The organism is Halobacillus sp. SY10 (assembly GCF_045401165.1).
Classification (GTDB): domain Bacteria; phylum Bacillota; class Bacilli; order Bacillales; family Halobacillaceae; genus Halobacillus; species Halobacillus aidingensis.
In genome coordinates this window covers 3,285,459-3,305,698 of record NZ_CP174345.1, presented here as the reverse complement: position 1 = coordinate 3,305,698, position 20,240 = coordinate 3,285,459, and the positions used below count along the sequence as shown (strand labels likewise).

21 protein-coding genes and 1 tRNA gene are annotated in these 20,240 nt (G+C 43.9%); 17 read left to right on the top strand and 5 right to left on the bottom strand.

Annotation, left to right across the window (positions count from 1 at the left end; translation table 11 throughout):
* The first annotated feature begins 22 nt into the window (after positions 1-22).
* The 6 genes from trxB to ACJA3J_RS16950 all read left to right on the top strand — a co-directional run bounded on the left by trxB (position 23) and on the right by ACJA3J_RS16950 (position 5,042).
* Positions 23-973, top strand: a complete 951-nt coding sequence (trxB, locus tag ACJA3J_RS16975; RefSeq protein ID WP_115822725.1) for a thioredoxin-disulfide reductase — start codon at positions 23-25, stop codon at positions 971-973.
* 368 nt (positions 974-1,341) lie between these two features.
* Entirely contained in the window at positions 1,342-1,809 is a 468-nt protein-coding gene (locus ACJA3J_RS16970; protein WP_406944667.1) for an 8-oxo-dGTP diphosphatase, read from the top strand.
* Between the two features lie 16 nt (positions 1,810-1,825).
* Positions 1,826-2,710 (top strand): RNase adapter RapZ, encoded by an 885-nt coding sequence (gene rapZ, locus ACJA3J_RS16965; RefSeq protein WP_115822723.1) that lies wholly within the window; start codon positions 1,826-1,828, stop codon positions 2,708-2,710.
* Between the two features lie 3 nt (positions 2,711-2,713).
* Complete coding sequence (gene yvcK, locus ACJA3J_RS16960; RefSeq protein ID WP_089651361.1) at positions 2,714-3,667, top strand: YvcK family protein; 954 nt, start codon at positions 2,714-2,716, stop codon at positions 3,665-3,667.
* 33 nt (positions 3,668-3,700) lie between these two features.
* Positions 3,701-4,657: a DNA-binding protein WhiA gene (gene whiA / locus ACJA3J_RS16955; RefSeq protein ID WP_115822721.1), complete on the top strand. Its 957-nt coding sequence runs from the start codon at positions 3,701-3,703 to the stop codon at positions 4,655-4,657.
* A gap of 130 nt (positions 4,658-4,787) precedes the next feature.
* Positions 4,788-5,042, top strand: coding sequence for an HPr family phosphocarrier protein (locus ACJA3J_RS16950; RefSeq protein WP_089651363.1), 255 nt, complete (start codon positions 4,788-4,790; stop codon positions 5,040-5,042).
* 100 nt (positions 5,043-5,142) lie between these two features.
* Here the strand turns inward: ACJA3J_RS16950 and clpP are convergent, their stop codons facing one another.
* Positions 5,143-5,730, bottom strand: coding sequence for an ATP-dependent Clp endopeptidase proteolytic subunit ClpP (gene clpP, locus ACJA3J_RS16945; protein ID WP_089651364.1), 588 nt, complete (start codon positions 5,728-5,730; stop codon positions 5,143-5,145).
* An 833-nt stretch (positions 5,731-6,563) separates the two neighbouring features.
* Between clpP and ACJA3J_RS16940 the strand changes: the two genes are divergently transcribed.
* From ACJA3J_RS16940 to ACJA3J_RS16890, 11 genes are all read left to right on the top strand, one after another.
* Positions 6,564-6,639 (top strand) — tRNA-Arg (locus tag ACJA3J_RS16940).
* 262 nt (positions 6,640-6,901) lie between these two features.
* Positions 6,902-7,126 (top strand): hypothetical protein, encoded by a 225-nt coding sequence (locus ACJA3J_RS16935; protein ID WP_089651365.1) that lies wholly within the window; start codon positions 6,902-6,904, stop codon positions 7,124-7,126.
* A gap of 252 nt (positions 7,127-7,378) precedes the next feature.
* On the top strand, positions 7,379-7,600 hold the full coding sequence (locus ACJA3J_RS16930) for a glutaredoxin family protein (RefSeq protein ID WP_167356004.1): 222 nt from the start codon (positions 7,379-7,381) through the stop codon (positions 7,598-7,600).
* Positions 7,601-7,750: 150 nt separating this feature from the next.
* Positions 7,751-8,779 carry a sugar-binding transcriptional regulator gene (locus ACJA3J_RS16925; protein WP_089651367.1) on the top strand — a complete coding sequence of 343 codons (1,029 nt, stop codon included), beginning with the start codon at positions 7,751-7,753 and terminating at the stop codon, positions 8,777-8,779.
* A 38-nt stretch (positions 8,780-8,817) separates the two neighbouring features.
* On the top strand, positions 8,818-9,825 hold the full coding sequence (gap, locus tag ACJA3J_RS16920) for a type I glyceraldehyde-3-phosphate dehydrogenase (protein WP_089651368.1): 1,008 nt from the start codon (positions 8,818-8,820) through the stop codon (positions 9,823-9,825).
* A 179-nt stretch (positions 9,826-10,004) separates the two neighbouring features.
* Positions 10,005-11,186 carry a phosphoglycerate kinase gene (locus ACJA3J_RS16915; protein ID WP_089651369.1) on the top strand — a complete coding sequence of 394 codons (1,182 nt, stop codon included), beginning with the start codon at positions 10,005-10,007 and terminating at the stop codon, positions 11,184-11,186.
* A gap of 19 nt (positions 11,187-11,205) precedes the next feature.
* On the top strand, positions 11,206-11,967 hold the full coding sequence (gene tpiA / locus ACJA3J_RS16910) for a triose-phosphate isomerase (protein WP_089651370.1): 762 nt from the start codon (positions 11,206-11,208) through the stop codon (positions 11,965-11,967).
* Positions 11,960-13,498: a 2,3-bisphosphoglycerate-independent phosphoglycerate mutase gene (gene gpmI, locus ACJA3J_RS16905; RefSeq protein WP_406944666.1), complete on the top strand. Its 1,539-nt coding sequence runs from the start codon at positions 11,960-11,962 to the stop codon at positions 13,496-13,498. Before tpiA ends, gpmI begins: the two co-directional genes overlap by 8 nt.
* 13 nt (positions 13,499-13,511) lie before the next feature.
* Positions 13,512-14,798: a phosphopyruvate hydratase gene (eno, locus tag ACJA3J_RS16900; RefSeq protein WP_406944665.1), complete on the top strand. Its 1,287-nt coding sequence runs from the start codon at positions 13,512-13,514 to the stop codon at positions 14,796-14,798.
* Between the two features lie 90 nt (positions 14,799-14,888).
* Positions 14,889-15,470, top strand: a complete 582-nt coding sequence (locus ACJA3J_RS16895) for a YdcF family protein (RefSeq protein ID WP_406944664.1) — start codon at positions 14,889-14,891, stop codon at positions 15,468-15,470.
* A gap of 10 nt (positions 15,471-15,480) precedes the next feature.
* Positions 15,481-16,071, top strand: a complete 591-nt coding sequence (locus tag ACJA3J_RS16890; protein ID WP_406944663.1) for a nitroreductase — start codon at positions 15,481-15,483, stop codon at positions 16,069-16,071.
* Positions 16,072-16,079: 8 nt separating this feature from the next.
* Here the strand turns inward: ACJA3J_RS16890 and ytzI are convergent, their stop codons facing one another.
* The 4 genes from ytzI to ACJA3J_RS16870 form a co-directional block, all read right to left on the bottom strand.
* A complete protein-coding gene (ytzI, locus tag ACJA3J_RS16885; RefSeq protein ID WP_089651375.1) occupies positions 16,080-16,241 on the bottom strand; it encodes a YtzI protein in 162 nt (53 codons plus the stop codon).
* A gap of 78 nt (positions 16,242-16,319) precedes the next feature.
* Complete coding sequence (ptsP, locus tag ACJA3J_RS16880; RefSeq protein ID WP_406944662.1) at positions 16,320-18,038, bottom strand: phosphoenolpyruvate--protein phosphotransferase; 1,719 nt, start codon at positions 18,036-18,038, stop codon at positions 16,320-16,322.
* Between the two features lie 4 nt (positions 18,039-18,042).
* On the bottom strand, positions 18,043-18,309 hold the full coding sequence (locus ACJA3J_RS16875) for a phosphocarrier protein HPr (protein WP_035506024.1): 267 nt from the start codon (positions 18,307-18,309) through the stop codon (positions 18,043-18,045).
* Positions 18,310-18,365: 56 nt separating this feature from the next.
* Positions 18,366-20,240 carry a fructose-specific PTS transporter subunit EIIC gene (locus ACJA3J_RS16870; protein ID WP_406944661.1) on the bottom strand — a complete coding sequence of 625 codons (1,875 nt, stop codon included), beginning with the start codon at positions 20,238-20,240 and terminating at the stop codon, positions 18,366-18,368.

Genomic DNA, 20,240 nt, shown 5'->3' with positions numbered 1-20,240 from the left:
GATTCATAAGGAGTGAAGATTGATGAGTGAAGATCGCATTTATGATGTCATTATTGCCGGAGCAGGTCCTGCTGGCATGACAGCAGCTGTTTACACCTCTCGTGCCAACCTGGATACGCTTATGATCGAGCGTGGCATTCCGGGTGGTCAAATGGCGAACACGGAGGACGTTGAAAACTACCCAGGCTTTGAAAGTATTCTTGGCCCAGACTTATCTAACAAAATGTTCGATCACGCAAAAAAATTCGGTGCAGAATATGCGTATGGCGACATCAAAGAAGTCGTAGATGGTAAGGAATACAAAACGGTCAAAGCCGGTAACAAAGAATACAAAGCACGTGCCGTCATCGTAACGACAGGTGCTCAATATAAAGAACTTGGTGTGCAAGGTGAAAAAGAACTTGGCGGCCGCGGCGTTTCATATTGCGCGGTTTGTGACGGTGCATTCTTCCGTGATAAAGAACTAGTCGTTGTAGGCGGAGGAGATTCTGCAGTAGAAGAAGGTGTCTACCTTACGCGCTTTGCAAGCAAAGTAACAATCGTCCACCGTCGTGATGAATTACGCGCACAGAAGATTCTTCAGGATCGCGCTTTTGATAACGACAAGATCGACTTCATCTGGGATACCGTTGTCAAATCCATCAATGAAAAAGATGGAAAAGTGGGAAGCGTCACGCTTCACAATAAAAAAACAGATGAAGAATACGAATTCGATACCAATGGTACATTCATCTATATTGGAATGATTCCATTGTCCACACCATTCGAAAGTCTAGGCATCACGAATGAACAAGGATATATCGAAACAGATGAGAATATGGAAACGAAAGTACCGGGCGTATTCGCTGCCGGAGACATCCGCGAAAAAGAATTGCGTCAAATTGTGACAGCCACTGGTGATGGAAGTATCGCCGCACAATCTGCCCAGCACTATATTGAAAATCTTTTAGAGGAATTGAAGGTCGTCAATTAAAAAGAAACACCATTTTAACTCGGGTGTAACACTTATGAAACATTTTCCTGTTACGATGGAAATGATTAATTGACCCCCTTTTAATAGATTAATCTCTATGAGGCACAGGTGCTCGTCATCTGTGTCTTTTTTTGTTTTATAAATGGGCTTTTTGAAATGCAGAACTTTTATTAGTAGATATTCCTTTAATTTTCAGCTAAGGTTTCGTTCCATTCAATCACAACATAATCAACGAAACCTTTTTCCAAATAAGTTTAAAGGAGATAGTTTTCAATAACGGCTGTGGAACATAATATTGTAGCAACCTGTGTATTCATTGTATAATGGGTGGAGATGCCCTCTAGAAATAAAATGAGGTGACCATAACGATGCAGCGTGTAGCGAATTGTATTTTGAAAGTTGATGATTCCGTATTGATGTTAAAAAAACCACGCAGAGGCTGGTATGTAGCCCCTGGCGGAAAGATGGAAGCCGGAGAGAATATCAAAGATTCCGTCGTCCGGGAGTTTAAAGAAGAAACGGGGCTTTCAATCGAAAAACCAGAGCTTCGTGGTTCCTTTACATTCGTCATGCGGGAAGAAGAGAAAACCGCTCATGAATGGATGATGTTTACTTTTTACAGTACGAGCTATTCGGGGGATTTGCTTGATGAAAGTGAAGAAGGTGAACTGGAGTGGGTTCCGGTTAAAGAAGTTCTTCAAAAGCCGATGGCAGAGGGAGATCGGAGAATTTTCAAGCATATCCTAAGTAGTGAAGAGCAAGTATATGGAACATTTGTATATACGACGGACTTCCGCTTGATCGATCAAGATTTGGATCCGTCACGACCTGACTAATGGGGAGCGATGAAAGATGGAAGTAAATGCCAACGATACTCAGTTAGTAATCATCACAGGGATGTCAGGGGCAGGGAAAACCGTAGCTGTTCAAAGCTTTGAAGATCTCGGTTTTTTTTGTGTCGATAACTTACCACCGGCCCTGCTTCCGAAATTTCTCGAACTGATGAAAGATTCCAGCAACAATATCCAAAATGTGGCTCTAGTGATGGATTTACGTGGACGAGAATTTTTCGATGCGCTCTTTGATTCTCTTGACCGTCTGGGAAAAGAGGACTGGCTGCAAGAACATATTCTTTTCCTTGATTCAGAAGATCAGGCGCTTGTTTCCCGCTATAAAGAAACACGAAGATCTCATCCCCTTGCTAAAGAAGGGCTGCCGCTTGAAGGTATTCGTAGAGAGAGAAAAATGCTGGATGAGCTGAGAGGCCGTTCTCAGACGATCATTGATACGACATCATTGAAACCAAAAGAACTGCGGGAGCGCATCATTGAAAAATATCGTCAGAAGGAACAACAGGTGTTTTCTATTCAAATGGTATCCTTCGGCTTTAAATACGGCGTTCCCATTGATGCAGACTTGATGTTTGATGTGCGTTTCCTGCCGAACCCGCACTATGTCGAACATATGCGTCCGTTGACAGGGTTGAACACAGAAGTATCTTCCTATGTTTTTAAGTGGAGCGATACTCAGAAGTTCCTTGAAAAGCTGAAGGACTTGCTTCAATTCATGCTTCCTCAATACAAACGTGAAGGGAAAAGTCAGCTTGTCGTTGCTGTCGGCTGTACAGGCGGTCAACACCGCTCTGTAGCGCTTGCTGAACATTTATCGGAATACTTCTCTACTGACTTCGTGACCCATGTCACTCACAGAGACATTGATAAAAGAAAGGGTTTGTAACGGATGGATCATAAGACCAAGCCGCGTGTCGTCGTTGTAGGTGGCGGGACCGGGATGCCTGTGCTCTTGCGCGGGTTGAAAAATTTACCGATTGACCTGTCAGCGATTGTTACGGTTGCTGATGACGGTGGAAGCTCCGGCCGCTTACGTAACGAGATGGCGATTCCTGCCCCGGGGGATATCAGGAATGTCGTGGCTGCCCTTTCCGATGCTGAGCCTATGCTCCTTGAGCTTTTTCAGCACCGTTTTGCAGCGGGTAACGGCTTGTCTGGTCACTCCATGGGAAACCTTTTGCTAGCTGCGATGGCATCCATGACGGGAGACTTTTATAAAGGGATAAAAGAAATCTCCAGAGTCCTGAATGTGCGCGGTCATATTTATCCGATTGCCAATCATTCCATGAACCTCCATGCGGAGATGGAGGATGGAACGGTTGTTACCGGTGAGTCAAGTATTCCGAAACAGAACAAGAAAATCAAAAGGGTGTACGTGAGCCCTACGCCGATTCAGCCTTTGCCAGAAGCTGTAGAGGCAATCAAATCCGCGGATTTGATTGTCATCTCTCCGGGAAGTCTTTACACAAGTATATTACCGAACATCATCATTCCGGAAATTGGGCAGGCATTGAAAGAAACGAAAGCGATGGTCACTTATATATGCAACGTGATGACACAGGAGGGGGAAACTTCTGGTTACACGGCAGCTGATCATATCCAGGCCTTATTTGATCATATTGGAGAAGATGTGTTACAGTCAGTGATTGTGCATAATCAACCGATTGATCAAGGGTTGAGGGCTGCTTATGCTGAAGAAAATGCGGAGCCCGTCGTTTACGATATTGAAAGAATTAAATCCATGGGATTGAAAGTCATAGAAGAAGATATCATCGACCACAGTAAGCCTATGTTACGTCATGACACAGAAAAATTAGCAAAGTTATTGCACTCCATGCTATAGGTGTTGCGTGGTAGGTAGAAGGGGGTGTACATCATGTCATTTGCATCAGAGATCAAAAAAGAATTAACGAATGTAGAAGCTGATACTTGCTGCATGGAATCGGAACTGGCTGCCCTTGTCCGTATGAACGGCACATTTTCCCTTTCCAATCGTGAATATATTCTGGACGTACAAACAGAGAATGCAGCGATTGCCAGAAGGATCTACACGTTAATCAAAAAGCTTTATCCCTACCCGGTAGAACTCCTTGTTCGGAAAAAAATGAGGTTGAAAAAGAACAATGTTTATATTGTAAGGATGAAGGAGAAAGCGAATGTCGTTCTTGAAGATCTTGAAATCTTGAAAGGTCCTCTATCCATTAATCCAGATATCCCTCAAAAGTATTTGAACGATACATGTTGTAAAAGGGCTTATTTACGGGGAGCATTTCTTGCGGGCGGTTCCGTCAACAACCCAGAGACCTCTTCCTATCATCTTGAAATTTATTCTTCAGATGAGGAACACAACGAGGCGTTGTGTAAGCTTATGAATAGTTTTGGGTTACATGCAAGGACGCTCAGTCGTAAAAAAGGATACATCACGTACTTGAAAGAAGCGGATAAAATTACGGAGCTCATCAGCAATATCGGAGCCCACCAAGCCCTTTTCAAGTTTGAAGATGTGAGGATCGTCCGGGATATGAGAAACTCGGTCAATCGTCTCGTCAATTGTGAGACAGCGAATTTAAATAAGACGATCGGTGCAGCTTTCCGCCAAGTGGAGAACATAAAATTCATTAAACGGACAGTAGGCTTAGAAGCTCTCCCAGATAAATTGCAGGAGATTGCATCGTTAAGGCTGCAGCACCAGGAAGTTTCCTTGAAAGAGCTTGGGGAGTATGTTTCTGGTGGGTCGATTAGTAAATCAGGCATCAATCACCGCCTGCGTAAAATTGACGAGTTCGCCGAAAAAGTTAGAAAAGGTGAAGTCATAGAAAACACAAGAAATTAATGTTTCCTTAACAAATTCATGCTATAATGAAATACAATTATAAACGCTTTCTACAAGAGAGCGTTCTTTTTTCTCAGTATTGAATCCGCTTACAAAGAAGTTGAAATATAGAATGAGAGGAGAATGACAGGTGATTGAGAGGACGATAACGATTGAGCTTGAGACAGGTTTACAGGCAAGACCAGCAGCGCAATTCGTACAAGAAGCGAACAAGTTCACCGCAGATGTTTTTATCGAAAAAGGTGAGAAACGTGTGAATGCCAAAAGTATTATGGGGTTAATGAGCCTTGCTGTCGGAACCGATGAAGACATTAAGTTAATTGCAGACGGTTCTGATGAGGAAGAAGCTGTTCAGGTGCTTACTGACTTCGTGAAGAATGAGTAATCATTGTTTATGTGAAAAAATGAACGTTCTCCAATGAGGGAACGGTTTCATACAGCACAAAAAAATCCGCTGTGTCATCACAGCGGATTTTGTGTTTTTCTTATTGTTCGTTTTTCTCCATGACTTTATCGATCAAGCCGTAGTCAACAGCTTCATGGGCTGACATGAAGTTATCACGATCCGTGTCGCGTTCGATGACTTCCATCGGCTGTCCAGTACGCTCAGCAAGAATCTTATTCAGCTTCTCACGCATTTTAATAATACGCTTTGCGTGAATTTCGATATCTGAAGCCTGGCCTTGTGTTCCTCCAAGCGGTTGGTGAATCATGACTTCACTGTTAGGTAGTGCATAACGTTTACCAGGTTCACCAGCGTTAAGCAAGAAGGCACCCATAGATGCAGCCATACCTGTGCAGATCGTGGATACGTTCGGTTTGATGAACTGCATCGTATCATAAATCGCCATACCTGCTGTGATCGATCCACCAGGAGAGTTGATGTATAGGGAAATATCTTTTTCTGGATCGTCAGCCGCAAGGAAAAGCAACTGCGCAACAACAGAGTTTGAGATGTTATCATCAATCGGGCTTCCTAGCATGATGATGCGGTCTTTAAGTAAGCGGGAATAAATATCATAGGCACGTTCTCCGCGGTTTGTTTGTTCAATAACTGTAGGGACTAAATTCATTTGAAATTCCTCCTTAACATCAAATTAATAATGATGGAATACATTCATCATACCTATAAGGTCAATAAAGGTCAAACAAAAACAATCGACCTTTTATCCTTTATTTCAGCAAGGGTGGTTACGCCTTTTAAGTATGAAAAACGGCTATTCTTATTCGTTCTATGTGATGTGTTCCAATTCCTTCTACCATGATACCCTAAATTTACCTATATAAACGTCCGAACCTATAATTAAGCTATATGACAGGACTGTGGAAGACTCGATTTCGAGACTTTTGTGGGATTCTAGTGGCTCCGGGAAAAGGTTCGCTTTCCGTGGGCGAGTGATGAGCCTCCTCGAGCTAACGCTCTGCGGGGTCTCATCTACCACGCACTTCCCACAAGAAATCCCTCTAACATTAACCTGCCGAGCTCTGTAAGAATGACCTGCTCACCCTCGCCGTTATAGAGTCTTTTTAACCATAGATCCTGCACGAATAAGGTAAGGGGACAGGGTCTGGGAAACGTCCGCATGTAAAGCGAATGGAGACACAAACGTGTGTGTTTTTGTACAAACGGATTCAAAAAACCGCAAATAGTCGTTTCCCTGACCCCGTATCCATGGCAAGGGATTTATCATTCATTATTTCAACCAGACAAGTCTTTCTTAAGGTCTACTCGGGAGATGCTCCTTGCACTCCCGCGGAAAGCGAGTCAACCCCGGACGCCCCGAACCGCTCACACAAACGTCTCGAAACTGAGTCTTCCACAATCGGGAGCTTTTGTGGAAGACTATAAAAAATGGGTTGCGTTTTTTGGTGATTCTCCTTATAATATTAAATGCATGTCGCTTTTGCGCCCGTAGCTCAGTTGGATAGAGCGGTAGATTCCGGTTCTACGTCAGTCGGGGGTTCGAATCCTCTCGGGCGCGCTAAACTAGAAGGACCTTCCTTAAATGTAAGGGAGGTCCTATTTTTTACAGGAATATCATTATATTAATATATTAACCCTTGTAGAATCCTTTGCGGTTACATCAGTGTTATTTAAATATGGATTAGACAGAAATATCACAAGAATTATACGAACACTTATTTGGTTTATAGTATCGTAATGTAGTTTATTTCGGCTTTTTTCTATGTTATTATTGAATAAATAAAGTTAGACTTTTCGCTTTATTTAGAAGAGGGGTATATATGACAAAACTAATCCGTTACAAAATGTTGTCGACTGAAGAAGTTTCTGAAGACAGGCGGATTCATGTGTTCGACATGCAGGAGCAGCAAAAGTTATCCTTCAACTATGAGTCATTGAAACGAACACCTGAAAACTATGTAGGCGAAGAGTTAGCTCATTTCTTGAATAAACGAAAATTGAAAATCGATAATGGTTTTTATGATAAAAAAGGACATGCTTCCTGAAGCATGTCTTTTTTTGTTTCTTAATTTTAGTCAGCAAGTATTCAAAGTAAAGTAAATGGCTGAATAATGTATGATTTAATTTCGAGATTCTAGGGTTCGTTACATTATATTAAGAGTCAAGGGAGATTCCCGGGAATCTCCAAATGCTATCAAACATATCGGGTCCCTAAGTATCTTGAGCCTGAGTTTCCGGGATGGATGAGGCAAGCTTCCTTTGATATGATGAAAATGGAAGTTCAGGGAGGACTCTATATGTCTGAAGTTATCTTATATGTAAAAGAAAACTGTGGGTTATGCGATGAAGTTAAGGACTTGTTGTCTTTGTTTGATGTCAAAGTCATATTGGTTGATATTGAAAGCGATCCTGCATTCCTTGAGAAGTATATGCTCGAGATACCGGTTTTGAAAATCGGTGAGGAAGAGTTGGATTATCGTGAAATTGATTACTTCGAACTAATGAAGCGTTTACAATGAAAAACGTCTAGGTTTTCGCTTGCACGTGGACTACCCCACTGTTAATATAAAATTGAAATAAGATATTTTTTTGCTCCGAGCGGGACATAATATGACTAGCTGGGACGTAATACATCCCGGTTGGTACCATTTCAAAGAAGGGGCTTTTCCATGAGAGCGTTCATCGACTTACAAAAAAAATTATTCCCGGATGTCCTGGACGTTATACAGCGCCGTTATCAGCTGTTGTATTACATCCAGATCATGCAGCCTGTGGGCCGAAGAGCGTTAGCTGAAAGTGTTGAGCTTGCTGAACGTACGGTTCGAAGCGAAGTGGACTTTTTGAACAAACAAGGAGCTGTAGAGATCACCTCAAGAGGTATGCACTTAAGTTATGAAGGGCAGAACATTCTTGATCAGCTGGCCGAGTTTATTAAAGAGGTCTCTGGGATTAAGGTTTTAGAACAACAATTAAAGGATAAATTAAATTTAGACCATGTCGTTGTTGTTCCAGGTGATAGCGATGAGCTTAATTGGGTAAAACAAGAGATGGGAAAAGCATGTGTCCAATATTTGAAAGAACATATGTCGCCGGATCAGGTGATTGCCATTACAGGCGGAACAACGATGGCATCCGTCGCACAAGTGATGACGCCGCTGTCTGGAGCTGATCAGTGCTTATACGTTCCTGCGCGTGGAGGATTAGGTGAAAGAGTTGAAAACCAGGCCAACACGATTTGCGCGGAAATGGCGAAAAAGGCTAGGGGTGACTATCGTCTTTTATATGTACCCGATCCTCTCAGTGAGGAATCCTATCAGACGATAAAAGAAGAACCTTCGATCAAAGAAGTGTTGGACATCATCCGAAACGCGGAAATCGTCATTCACGGAGTCGGCGATGCGCTTACGATGGCAGAACGGAGAAAGACTTCCCCTGAACAATTGGAATTGATCAAAACGTACAACGCGGTAGGCGAAGCTTTTGGTTACTATTTCAATGTGGAGGGTGAGATCGTTCACAAAGTTCGTACGGTCGGTCTGCAATTAGAAGACCTGAAGCGTGCGAAACATGTCATTGCTGTTGCTGGAGGTCGTTCAAAAGCACAAGCCATCTCATCTTATTTCCAACCGGGCCAGAGTAATGTCCTGATCACTGATGAAGGTGCAGCCCAAGAGTTAATAAGGGGTTTATCCCTTTAAATAAATATGATTTCAATCATCCTAAGGAGGAATTTTGCATGACAGTAAGAATTGGTATTAACGGATTTGGACGTATTGGACGTAATGTTTTCCGTGCTGCTTTGAACAACAATGAAGTAGAGGTAGTAGCGGTTAACGACTTGACAGATGCAAATATGCTTGCACACTTGCTTCAATACGATACTGTACACGGTAAGCTTGAGCAAGAAGTGACAACAAACGGTGACAACCTGATTGTCGGCGGAAAAGAAGTTAAAGTACTTTCTGAAAAAGATCCAGCTCAACTTGGTTGGGGAGATCTTGGCGTAGATATCGTTATCGAATCTACAGGTCGCTTCACTCAGCGTGACGATGCGAAGAAACACTTGGATGCAGGCGCTAAGAAAGTCGTTATCTCTGCTCCAGCGAAGCAAGAAGACCTTACAGTCGTTATGGGTGTAAACGAAGACCAGTACGACAAAGATTCTCACCACGTTATCTCTAACGCTTCTTGCACAACGAACTGCTTGGCTCCATACGCAAAAGTTCTTGACGAGAAGTTCGGTCTTAAGCGCGGTATGATGACAACTGTTCACTCTTACACGAACGACCAACAGATCCTTGATCTTCCACACAAAGATTACCGTCGTGCTCGTGCAGCTGCTGAGAACATCATCCCAACGACAACTGGTGCTGCACAAGCCGTTGCAAAAGTTCTTCCACACCTTGATGGCAAGCTTAGCGGTATGGCTATGCGTGTACCAACATCCAACGTTTCAATCGTAGACTTGGTTGCTGAGCTTGATAAAGATGTAACAGCTGAAGAAGTGAACGAAGCTCTTCGCGCAGAAGCTGAAGGAAACCTTAAAGGAATCCTTGGCTACAGTGACGAGCCACTTGTTTCTACGGACTACAATGGCAACACTCACTCTTCTATCATTGATGGTCTTTCTACACTAATCCTTGAAAACAATATGGTTAAAATTGTTTCTTGGTATGACAACGAAACTGGTTACTCCAACCGTTGTGTAGACTTGGCTGTATACCTTAAAAACCAAGGCTTGTAATATCTGAGCCGTTTTAGAAAATACTATGAAAAAGCTGGAAAGGAGGAGGTCTCAGGTCCTCCTCCTTTATCCATGTTTTTTCGCATCCTGCTTATCGGCGTTTCTGCACAATGAAACTGTGGAAACGTACATAAGGGCAGGCGATGAACCTGACCACAAACCAAGGAGGTTGTCATTCTATGAATAAGAAAACAATCCGCGACGTTGAAGTGAACGGTAAAACCGTTTTTTGCCGTGTTGACTTCAATGTACCGATGAGCGAGGGAGAGGTCACAGACGACACTCGAATTAAAGCTGCCCTCCCTACAATCAAGCACCTGACTGGAAACGGTGCGAAAGTCATTCTTGCCAGTCACCTTGGACGTCCAAAAGGGGAAGTTGTCGAAGACCTTCGTCTTGATCCTGTAGCCAAGCGTCTGAGCGATGTTCTGGGACAAACCGTTACAAAAACGGATGAAGTATACGGCGGTGAAGTGAACAAAGCCATTTCTGAAATGGAAAACGGCGATGTTCTTCTGATCGAAAACGTACGCTTCAACCCTGGCGAAGAGAAGAATGATGCGGAATTAGCCAAAGCCTTTGCAGACATGGCTGACCTCTATGTAAACGATGCTTTCGGTGCTGCCCACCGTGCGCATGCTTCTACAGCAGGTGTTGCTGAGCATATTCCTGCCGTTGCTGGTTTCCTGATGGAGAAAGAAATCAACGTTCTAGGTAAGGCGCTGTCTAATCCTGAGCGTCCATTCACAGCCATCATTGGTGGTGCGAAAGTGAAAGATAAGATCGGCGTCATTGACAACTTGATTGATAAAGTCGATAACTTGATCATCGGTGGAGGTCTTGCCTACACATTCGTAAAAGCCCTGGGTCACGAAATCGGTAAGTCCCTACTGGAAGAAGATAAAATAGATCTAGCTAAAGAATATATGAAGAAAGCAGAAGAAAAAGGCGTCAATTTCCTTATGCCTGAAGATGTCGTCGTTGCTGATGATTTCTCTGATTCTGCAAACAAGAAAGAAGTCGGAATCGACAGTATCCCAGCCGACTGGGAAGCACTGGATATCGGTCCGAAAACGAGAGAAAAATATGCAGAAGTCATTAAAGATTCTAAATTGGTCATCTGGAACGGACCAATGGGCGTCTTTGAAATCGAATCTTTTGCTAACGGTACAAAAGCTGTAGCGAACGCTCTTTCTGAAACAGATGGCTACACGGTCATCGGTGGAGGCGACTCTGCAGCAGCCGTAGAGAAATTCGGATATGCAAATGACATGGACCACGTCTCCACAGGTGGCGGGGCTTCCTTGGAATTCATGGAAGGTAAAGATCTTCCTGGTGTATCCTTGTTGAACGATAAATAAAAAGGAGAGGTGAAACCATATGCGTAAAAAAGTAATTGCTGGTAACTGGAAAATGAATAAAAACCACCGTGAAGCAGAAGATTTTATTCAAACAGCTAAAAACGAAGTTCCTTCCTCTGAGCAGGTAGAATCGGTTGTTTGTGCTCCATTTCCTTTTCTACAAAAACTGGTAGAAGAAACTGAAGGTACAAGTCTTAAAATCGGTGCCCAGAACATGCACTTTGAAGAAAGCGGTGCGTTTACTGGTGAAGTAAGCCCGGTCATGCTGAAAGAACTTGGCGTTTCTTACGTCGTACTTGGCCACTCCGAGCGTCGCGAAATCTTCAAGGAAACTGATGAAGAGGTAAACAAAAAAGTTCATGCTGCATTTAACCACGGCTTGACACCAATCATTTGTGTAGGGGAATCTCTAGAACAACGTGAAGCAAATGAAACGATGAACGTTGTTGAGACACAAGTGAAAAAAGCATTGGACGGCCTGACAAATGACCAATGTGCAGAGACAATCATTGCTTATGAGCCGATCTGGGCGATTGGCACAGGTCGTACAGCGACATCTGAACAAGCGAATGAAGTTTGCACTCACATTCGTAAAGTCGTCAGTGATTATGTAAGTGCGGATGCAGCGGAAGCTGTTCGCATTCAATATGGTGGCAGCGTGAAGCCTGCAAACGTTGATGAACTACTATCTCAGTCCGACATCGATGGTGCTCTAGTAGGAGGAGCCAGCCTTGAAGCTGATTCTTTCCTAAAACTAGTGGAGGCAGGTAAGAATGAGTAAGCAGAACCTTGCTGCCTTAATCATCCTTGACGGCTACGCTCTTCGTGATGAAGAGAAAGGCAATGCTGTCAAACAAGCGAACACACCAAACTTTGATCGTTACTGGAACCAATTCCCGCATTCTCAATTAACGGCATGCGGGGAAGCTGTCGGACTGCCAGAAGGTCAAATGGGTAACTCTGAAGTCGGACACTTGAACATCGGCGCAGGTCGTGTCGTTTATCAAAGTCTGACAAGAATTAACCTTTCCATCCGTGAAGGGGACTTCTTTGAAAATGAAGTGTTGCTGAACGCGGTTCGTGAAGCAAAGGCGAAAAGTAAAGCTCTTCATATTTTCGGTCTTTTATCTGATGGCGGGATTCACAGCCATATCGACCATATGATTGCTACCTTGAAACTGGCTAAAGAAGAAGGTCTTGAAAAAGTCTATATTCACGCTTTTCTTGATGGCCGTGATGTAGGTCAGCAATCGGCTAAGACTTATATCAAACAGGCGCTAGAAGCGATTGAAGAAGTAGGCGTAGGGCAAATCGCTACCCTTTCCGGACGTTACTATGCGATGGATCGTGACAATCGCTGGGAACGTGTGAAAAAAGCTTATGATGCCATCGCCTACGGTGAGGGTCCAACGTACAAGGATCCAATCAAGGCAATTGATGATTCTTATGAGCAGGAAGTGTACGATGAGTTTGTTGAACCTGTTGTCTTAACAGATGAGGACAACAACCCTATCGGCACGGTGGAAGATGAAGACAGTGTTATTTTCTTCAATTTCAGACCGGATCGCGCCATCCAACTTTCTCGTACATTCGCAAACGACGACTTTGATGGTTATGAGCGTGGTGACAAAGCACCGAAGAATCTTCACTTTGTGGGGATGACTCAATACAGCGACCAGGTCAAAAGTAAGATTGCTTTCCCACCGAATGACTTGAAAAACACCGTCGGGGAAGTTCTCGCTGACAATGATATGAAACAGTTGCGTATTGCGGAGACAGAGAAGTATCCACACGTGACGTTCTTCATGAGTGGCGGTCGTGAAAAAGAATTCGAAGGGGAAGAGCGCATCCTCATCGATTCTCCGAAAGTTGCGACGTATGACCTGCAGCCGGAAATGAGTGCTTATGAAGTTACAGATGCACTTCTTGAGGCACTGGATGCAGAGAAACACAACGCGATTATTTTAAACTTTGCCAATCCTGATATGGTTGGACACTCAGGGATGCTTGAGCCGACCATTAAAGCGATTGAAGCCGTAGATGAATGCTTAGGTAAGATCGTAGATAAGATCCATGAAAAAGGTGGACATGCGATCATTACGGCTGACCATGGGAACTCTGATGAGGTGACGACCTTGGATGGAGACGCTATGACAGCTCATACGACAAACCCTGTACCCGTCATTGTAACGAAAGATGGGGCGGAACTCCGTGATGGAGGAATTCTTGGTGATCTTTCACCAACATTGCTAGAACTATTGAACGTTGAACAACCTGAAGAAATGACAGGAAAATCACTAATTAAAAAATAAGGGAGAGATATTCATGCCTTACATTACTGACGTATATGCACGTGAAGTCCTTGACTCTCGTGGTAACCCGACTGTTGAAGTAGAAGTTTATACAGAATCAGGAGCTTTCGGTACAGCACTTGTTCCAAGTGGTGCTTCTACTGGTGAATACGAAGCAGTAGAGCTTCGTGATGGTGACAAAGAACGTTACCTTGGCAAAGGTGTACAAAACGCTGTGGATAACGTAAACGAAAAAATTGCTCCAAACCTTCTTGGTATGGACGTGACTCAACAAGTGATCATCGACCAAATGATGAGAGAACTTGATGGTACAGAAAACAAAGGTAACCTTGGCGCAAACGCGATCCTTGGTGTATCCATGGCGGTTGCACACGCGGCTGCAGACGTTGTAGGTCTTCCACTTTACAAGTATCTTGGAGGATTCACAGCGGCTACCCTTCCAACACCAATGATGAACATTCTGAACGGTGGAGAGCACGCAGACAACAACGTAGATATTCAGGAATTCATGATCATGCCAGTTGGTGCGCCAACTTTCAAAGAAGCTCTACGCATGGGTGCAGAAATTTTCCACTCACTTAAAAAAGTTCTTGGAAGCAAAGGATATAACACTGGCGTAGGTGATGAAGGTGGCTTCGCTCCAGACTTAGGTTCCAACGAAGAAGCTCTATCTACAATCATCGAAGCGATTGAAGCTGCTGGCTACAAGCCTGATGCTGAAGTGAAGCTTGCGATGGACGTTGCCTCTTCTGAGATTTATGAAGATGGCAAGTACAACCTGATAGGTGAAGGTGTTGTACGTACGTCTGAAGAAATGGTTGATTGGTATGAAGAGCTTGTGAACAAATATCCAATCGTTTCAATCGAAGATGGTCTTGACGAAAACGACTGGGAAGGAACGAAACTTCTTACAGACCGTATCGGAGACCGCGTACAGCTTGTCGGTGACGACCTGTTCGTAACTAACACAGAGAAGCTGGGCCGTGCGATTGAAGAAGGCGTTGGCAACTCCATTCTAATCAAAGTGAACCAAATCGGTACACTTACAGAAACATTTGAAGCGATCGAAATGGCGAAGCGCGCAGGTTACACTGCTGTCATCTCTCACCGTTCTGGTGAAACAGAAGATGCAACCATCGCGGACATCGCTGTTGCGACAAATGCAGGACAAATCAAAACAGGTGCTCCTTCCCGTACGGACCGTGTGGCGAAGTACAACCAGCTTCTTCGTATTGAAGACCAGCTGCTTGGAACAGCGACATACGCTGGCGAGAAAGCATTCTACAACTTGAATAAATAAGTTTTAAAATGAGCCTCTCTGATGATTCAGAGAGGCTTTTTTCTATGATATGATGGAACATATATTCAGGGAGTAGGAGAACCAGAAGATATGAAAAGATTCATTCAGATCATTTTATTCTTGATGCTAGGCTATGCATTATACACGGGGTATTCCGTATGGACCTATGGAGATGAAAAAGCATCAGAAGCCGATGCAGCCATTGTCCTCGGTGCCGCCCAATGGAATGGAAAGCCAAGTCCTGTTTTTGAGGGGCGTTTGAAGCAGGGGATTGAGTTGTATAAAGAAGAACAAGTTGAATACTTGATTCTCACAGGTGGTAAAAGTGAACAAGCAGCCTCTTCTGAAGCAGAAGTAGGAAAAGACTATGCGATGGATCATGGAGTAAAAGAAGAGGATATTCTGTTTGAGGATCGATCACTAATCACCGAAGATAACTTGAGTAATGCGAAAGAAGTCAGTCATGAAAAAGGAATCCGTTCTTTTTTAATTGTCAGCGACCAATTTCATTTGAAAAGAGCTGTGGCTATGGCTGAGAAACTGGATATGGAGGTCGAAGGTGTCCCGACTGAGTATTCAGCATATAAAAGTATGGAAACGAAAGTGCCATTCTTCTTGCGTGAATGGGGCTATTGGATGGGACAACCTGTGACAAAGTTGATCATGTTGTGAGGTGTACGTGATGGAATTGATGGAAGCGATTCGGACCCGCCGCTCGATTAATGAATATAAAGAGGAAAAAGTGGATCATGAAGTACTGTCACGTATTTTTGGTGAAGCTGCATGGGCGCCTAACCATCGGATGAAAGAGCCGTGGCATATACGATTATACCAGGATAAAGGGAAAGAAGCGTATGCCCAGGCCGTAATGAAAAGTTATCAAAGGCAAGGGTTCTTTGATGGCTATGACTTAAACAAAACCCAAAGACTGCAGGACGGAATTCAGGACTTCTTATTAAATATTCCTCATCACGCTTTGATTTATATGGAAAGAGATGAGGATATTCGGAAGTATGAAGAAGATTATGCCGCTGTTTGTGCCTATATACAAAATGTTCAGCTTTTGGCATGGGAAGCAGGCGTAGGCGTTCTTTGGACGACGAGTCCATATTTGCATGATAATCAATTTTATCAAGATATTGGGCTGGACAGCCAGCGTTTTAAATTGGTTTCTGTGTTACAGATGGGCTACCCTAAAAGAATTCCGAAGCCGAAGATACGCACACCGATACAGAAAAAACTTTCCCTGTATGATGGAAAAGAAAAAAGCTGACGCTATGGTTAAGCGTCAGCTTTTTTATGCTCATCTTTATGATGTTTGTCGTCTGGTAACGGGTCAACGGTGTGCTTGTAATCGTAGCCTTTAGAGACAGCCATACCGAACATGGCGGCAATCCCTAAAACAATGGCGATACATACAATCAAGATCACAGTAAATGTCATGGAAACACATCTCTTTCTCATGAACTAGCCGAAAGGAAGTCGGCACACACCTATTGTCCCACACTCATACTACAAATACTACTTCGTTTGTGTTTTTTCTTTAACAAAAGCCACAACTTCTTCTGCTGTACCCATAGAAAGGATTTCTTCTTTATAAGAAGTCCATTCCTTCCTGGATAGATCTCTGATCTGCGTACGGGCAGGCAGGATGGATGTTGCACTCATGCTGAATTCATCCAAACCAAGTCCAAGTAGAAGCGGAATGGCAATTTCATCTCCAGCCATTTCCCCGCACATGCCAGCCCATTTGCCTTCCGCATGTGCTGCTTCGATCACATTGTTGACGAGGTTGAGAATCGCCGGGTTGTAAGGCTGATACAAGTAAGACACGCGTTCGTTCATACGGTCTGCTGCCATTGTATATTGAATCAAGTCATTGGTACCAATACTGAAGAAATCGACTTCTTTAGCGAACTGACGGGCAATCACTGCTGTTGCAGGAATTTCAACCATCATTCCGACTTCGATTTCATCTGAAACATCATGACCTTCTTCCTTAAGGTTCGCGCGTTCTTCGTCAAGGATCGCTTTAGCTTGACGGAATTCTTCCAGCGTAGCAATCATAGGGAACATGATTTTCAAGTTTCCGTGGACACTGGCACGTAGCAATGCACGAAGTTGAACGCGGAAAATATCGTCGCGCTCCAGGCAAAGGCGGATCGCACGGTAACCAAGGAATGGGTTCATTTCCTCAGGTAGATCCAAGTAGTCAAGCTCCTTGTCACCACCGATATCCAGTGTACGTACGACGACTGGCTTGTCTCCCATTTGCTTCAACACAGAAGAGTAAGCATCGAACTGCTCTTCCTCTGTCGGAAGCTGGCTTTTGCCCATATAAAGGAATTCTGTACGGTAAAGGCCGACACCTTCGCCTCCGTTGTTCAGAACGCCTTCAACGTCGTCAGGAGTTCCAATGTTGGCTACAAGTTCTACGTGATCGCCTTCAGAAGTGACGGTCGCTTCATCTTTAAGCTTCGCCCATTCTTGTTTCTGCTTCTCGAAATCGTCCTGTTTTTGCTTGTATTCTGCAATTTGATCTTCGCTAGGGTCAATGATGACATCACCATTAATTCCGTCGACGATGATCATGGTATCCTTTCCAGCCTGGGAAGTGATATTTTTCGTTCCAACGACTGCAGGGATCTCAAGAGAACGAGCCATGATGGCCGAGTGAGACGTACGGCCTCCGATATCAGTCGTGAACCCTTTTACGTATTGTTTGTTCAATTGAGCGGTATCGGAAGGTGTCAAATCGTCTGCAACGATGACAACTTCTTCATTGATGAGTGCAGGATCCGGGAAAGTCACACCAAGAAGGTGGGCCATTACACGTTTAGTTACGTCCTGGATGTCTGCCGCACGTTCGCGCATGTATTCATTATCCATGCCTTTGAACATGTCAATGAACATGTTTGCCGTCTCAGAAAGAGCCGCTTCTGCGTTAACATTTTCGCTCTTGATCTTATCTTCAATCGGTTGAATCAATTCTGGATCGCTCAAGACCAATAGGTGAGCAGAAAAGATTTCCGCGTGTTCATCACCTAAAGATTTTCTTGTATGTTCTTTAATTTTTTCCAGCTCTGATTTTGATGTATCCAGAGCCTCATGCAGGCGTTTGACTTCTTGTTCCGGCTGATCAATATCTTTCTTATCGAAAGAAAGGTCCGGAGCTTCCAAGCGGTACACTTTTGCAATGGCAATTCCGCTGGAAGCTGCAATACCTTGAAGCTGTGTCATGCTGTTATTCCCCCAAGCCTTCGTTCTTCATTGTTGTTTCCAAATGGTCGATCGCTTCTTGTTCGTCACTGCCTTCCGCTGTGATTTTGACTTCAGCGTCTGCAGGGATCCCAAGACTCATGATTCCCATGATGGATTTGAGATTTACGGATTTTTCTTTGTAATGTAGGTTGATATCAGACTCGTACTTTCCTGCATTTTGTACAAGTACTGTTGCTGGACGAGCGTGAACACCGTCGGACGATGTAATTTTAAATGTTTTCTCTACCATTATAATTCCTCCTTAAAAACATGCTATTGTTTATGAGTTACCCTAACTTTATTATTTTAAGCCTTTTGGAGGTCTTTTTTCAAGAATCCTACAACAATTGCTGAAAGAATTGCACCGGCAATGATTGCCACTAGATAAAGGACGATTTGCATGAACCCACCTTCTACGAGCGGAGCAACAATAATACCGCCGTGCGGGGCGCGCAGCCCGATCCCGAATAACATGGTCAGCATACCAGTCAAAGCACTACCTGCGACCATGGATGGGATGACACGAGCGGGATCCGCTGCGGCGAATGGGATTGCTCCTTCTGTGATGAAGAATGCTCCAAGTGGGTAAGCGGCTTTCCCTGTTTCACGCTCTTGTTTCGTGAATTTATTTTTGAAAAGGGTCGTTGCTAAGCCCATCGCAAGTGGTGGAACCATGCCACCAGCCATCGCAGCTGCTATAAATGTATAGTTCCCTGCATCAAGTGCCGCAATTCCGAATGTGTAGGCAGCTTTGTTTACTGGACCTCCCATATCAACAGCCATCATGCCACCGACAATTAATCCAAGCAGAGCTAAGTTGGATCCGCTCATACTTTCTAAGAAACCGAATAGAGCCGTGTAGACACTAGTCAACGCAGGGTTAATTAGTAACATAATCATTCCTGTTCCGAAAATCGCAAGGACCGGATAGAAAAGGACCGTTTTCATACCATCAAGAATTGCTGGTAAACCTTCTAACCATTTCTTAATAAGCAATGTCAGATAACCAGCTAAGAAACCGGCAATGAGACCGCCTAAGAAGCCAGATCCATTACCCGCACCTTCGACCGTCTGTGTTATAGCAATAAAACCACCAATCATACCAGGAGCAAAACCAGGACGATCAGCGATGCTCATCGCAATAAAACCGGCCAAGACAGGGACGAGTAAGAAGAAGGCAGCATCTCCGCCAATAGTACTTAGCATTTGTGCGAAGCGATTATCAGACTCAATACCGAAAAAGAAGGAGATGGCAATTAAAATTCCGCCACCAACAACGAATGGAAGCATGTTCGAAACACCATTCATCAAGTGTTTATAGACACCTTTGCGCTGACCTTTTTCATCCGATGTATCTTTATTGCTTCCACCATCTTGATAAATAGGTGCATCTTTATTTACTGCTTTGTTAATCAATTCTTTTGGTTCGTGAATCGCTTTAGCGACCGGAACTTCAATAACAGGCTTGCCATTGAACGGCTCCATATCGACTTTCGTATCTGCTGCAACGATAATGGCGTCCGCTTCTGCAATATCTTCCTTGGTCAGTCGGTTCTTTATACCGCCAGATCCATTGGTTTGGACTTTAATATTTACACCCATTTCCTTTGCCGTAGCTTTCAATTTATCAGCGGCCATAAAGGTGTGGGCAATACCTGTTGGACATGCAGTGACGGCCAAAATTTTTCCTGCTGGCTGTTCTGCCGTCTCTTCCTCTCCATCTTCTTCTGCTTCTTTTGCGTTAATGGCTTCGATCACATCAGCTTCTGTTTTGGCTGCTTCCAGTTGTTCACGGAATTTATTATCCATTAAAAAGGAAGAAAGACGGGACAGTGTTTCTAAATGTGTGTTGTTAGCGCCTTCAGAAGCTGCAATCATGAAAAAGAGGTTCGTCGGCTGTCCGTCCAAGGATTCATAATCTAATCCATCCTGCGACCTTCCAAAAGCGATGGCAGGATCCTTTACGGCAGAAGTTTTCGCGTGCGGGATGGCAATTCCTTCTCCAATTCCTGTGGTGCTTTGCTCTTCCCGAGCCTCAATGGCTTGCTTGAAATCATCGCGATCATTCAGCTTACCGGCACGGTCCAATTGACCGACAAGCTCATCGATTGCTTCTGGCTTGGAAGAGGCAGACATATTCAATACGATGGTTTCTTTCGTCAGTAAATCTGTAATTTTCAT

Coding starts and splice junctions, on each gene's coding strand:
- trxB (WP_115822725.1), top strand. CDS start 23: ATGAGTGAAGATCGCATTTATGATGTCATTATTGCCGGAGCAGGTCCT.
- ACJA3J_RS16970 (WP_406944667.1), top strand. CDS start 1,342: ATGCAGCGTGTAGCGAATTGTATTTTGAAAGTTGATGATTCCGTATTG.
- rapZ (WP_115822723.1), top strand. CDS start 1,826: ATGGAAGTAAATGCCAACGATACTCAGTTAGTAATCATCACAGGGATG.
- yvcK (WP_089651361.1), top strand. CDS start 2,714: ATGGATCATAAGACCAAGCCGCGTGTCGTCGTTGTAGGTGGCGGGACC.
- whiA (WP_115822721.1), top strand. CDS start 3,701: ATGTCATTTGCATCAGAGATCAAAAAAGAATTAACGAATGTAGAAGCT.
- clpP (WP_089651364.1), bottom strand. CDS start 5,730: ATGAATTTAGTCCCTACAGTTATTGAACAAACAAACCGCGGAGAACGT.
- ACJA3J_RS16935 (WP_089651365.1), top strand. CDS start 6,902: ATGACAAAACTAATCCGTTACAAAATGTTGTCGACTGAAGAAGTTTCT.
- ACJA3J_RS16930 (WP_167356004.1), top strand. CDS start 7,379: ATGTCTGAAGTTATCTTATATGTAAAAGAAAACTGTGGGTTATGCGAT.
- ACJA3J_RS16925 (WP_089651367.1), top strand. CDS start 7,751: ATGAGAGCGTTCATCGACTTACAAAAAAAATTATTCCCGGATGTCCTG.
- gap (WP_089651368.1), top strand. CDS start 8,818: ATGACAGTAAGAATTGGTATTAACGGATTTGGACGTATTGGACGTAAT.
- ACJA3J_RS16915 (WP_089651369.1), top strand. CDS start 10,005: ATGAATAAGAAAACAATCCGCGACGTTGAAGTGAACGGTAAAACCGTT.
- tpiA (WP_089651370.1), top strand. CDS start 11,206: ATGCGTAAAAAAGTAATTGCTGGTAACTGGAAAATGAATAAAAACCAC.
- gpmI (WP_406944666.1), top strand. CDS start 11,960: ATGAGTAAGCAGAACCTTGCTGCCTTAATCATCCTTGACGGCTACGCT.
- eno (WP_406944665.1), top strand. CDS start 13,512: ATGCCTTACATTACTGACGTATATGCACGTGAAGTCCTTGACTCTCGT.
- ACJA3J_RS16895 (WP_406944664.1), top strand. CDS start 14,889: ATGAAAAGATTCATTCAGATCATTTTATTCTTGATGCTAGGCTATGCA.
- ACJA3J_RS16890 (WP_406944663.1), top strand. CDS start 15,481: ATGGAATTGATGGAAGCGATTCGGACCCGCCGCTCGATTAATGAATAT.
- ytzI (WP_089651375.1), bottom strand. CDS start 16,241: ATGACATTTACTGTGATCTTGATTGTATGTATCGCCATTGTTTTAGGG.
- ptsP (WP_406944662.1), bottom strand. CDS start 18,038: ATGACACAGCTTCAAGGTATTGCAGCTTCCAGCGGAATTGCCATTGCA.
- ACJA3J_RS16875 (WP_035506024.1), bottom strand. CDS start 18,309: ATGGTAGAGAAAACATTTAAAATTACATCGTCCGACGGTGTTCACGCT.
- ACJA3J_RS16870 (WP_406944661.1), bottom strand. CDS start 20,240: ATGAAAATTACAGATTTACTGACGAAAGAAACCATCGTATTGAATATG.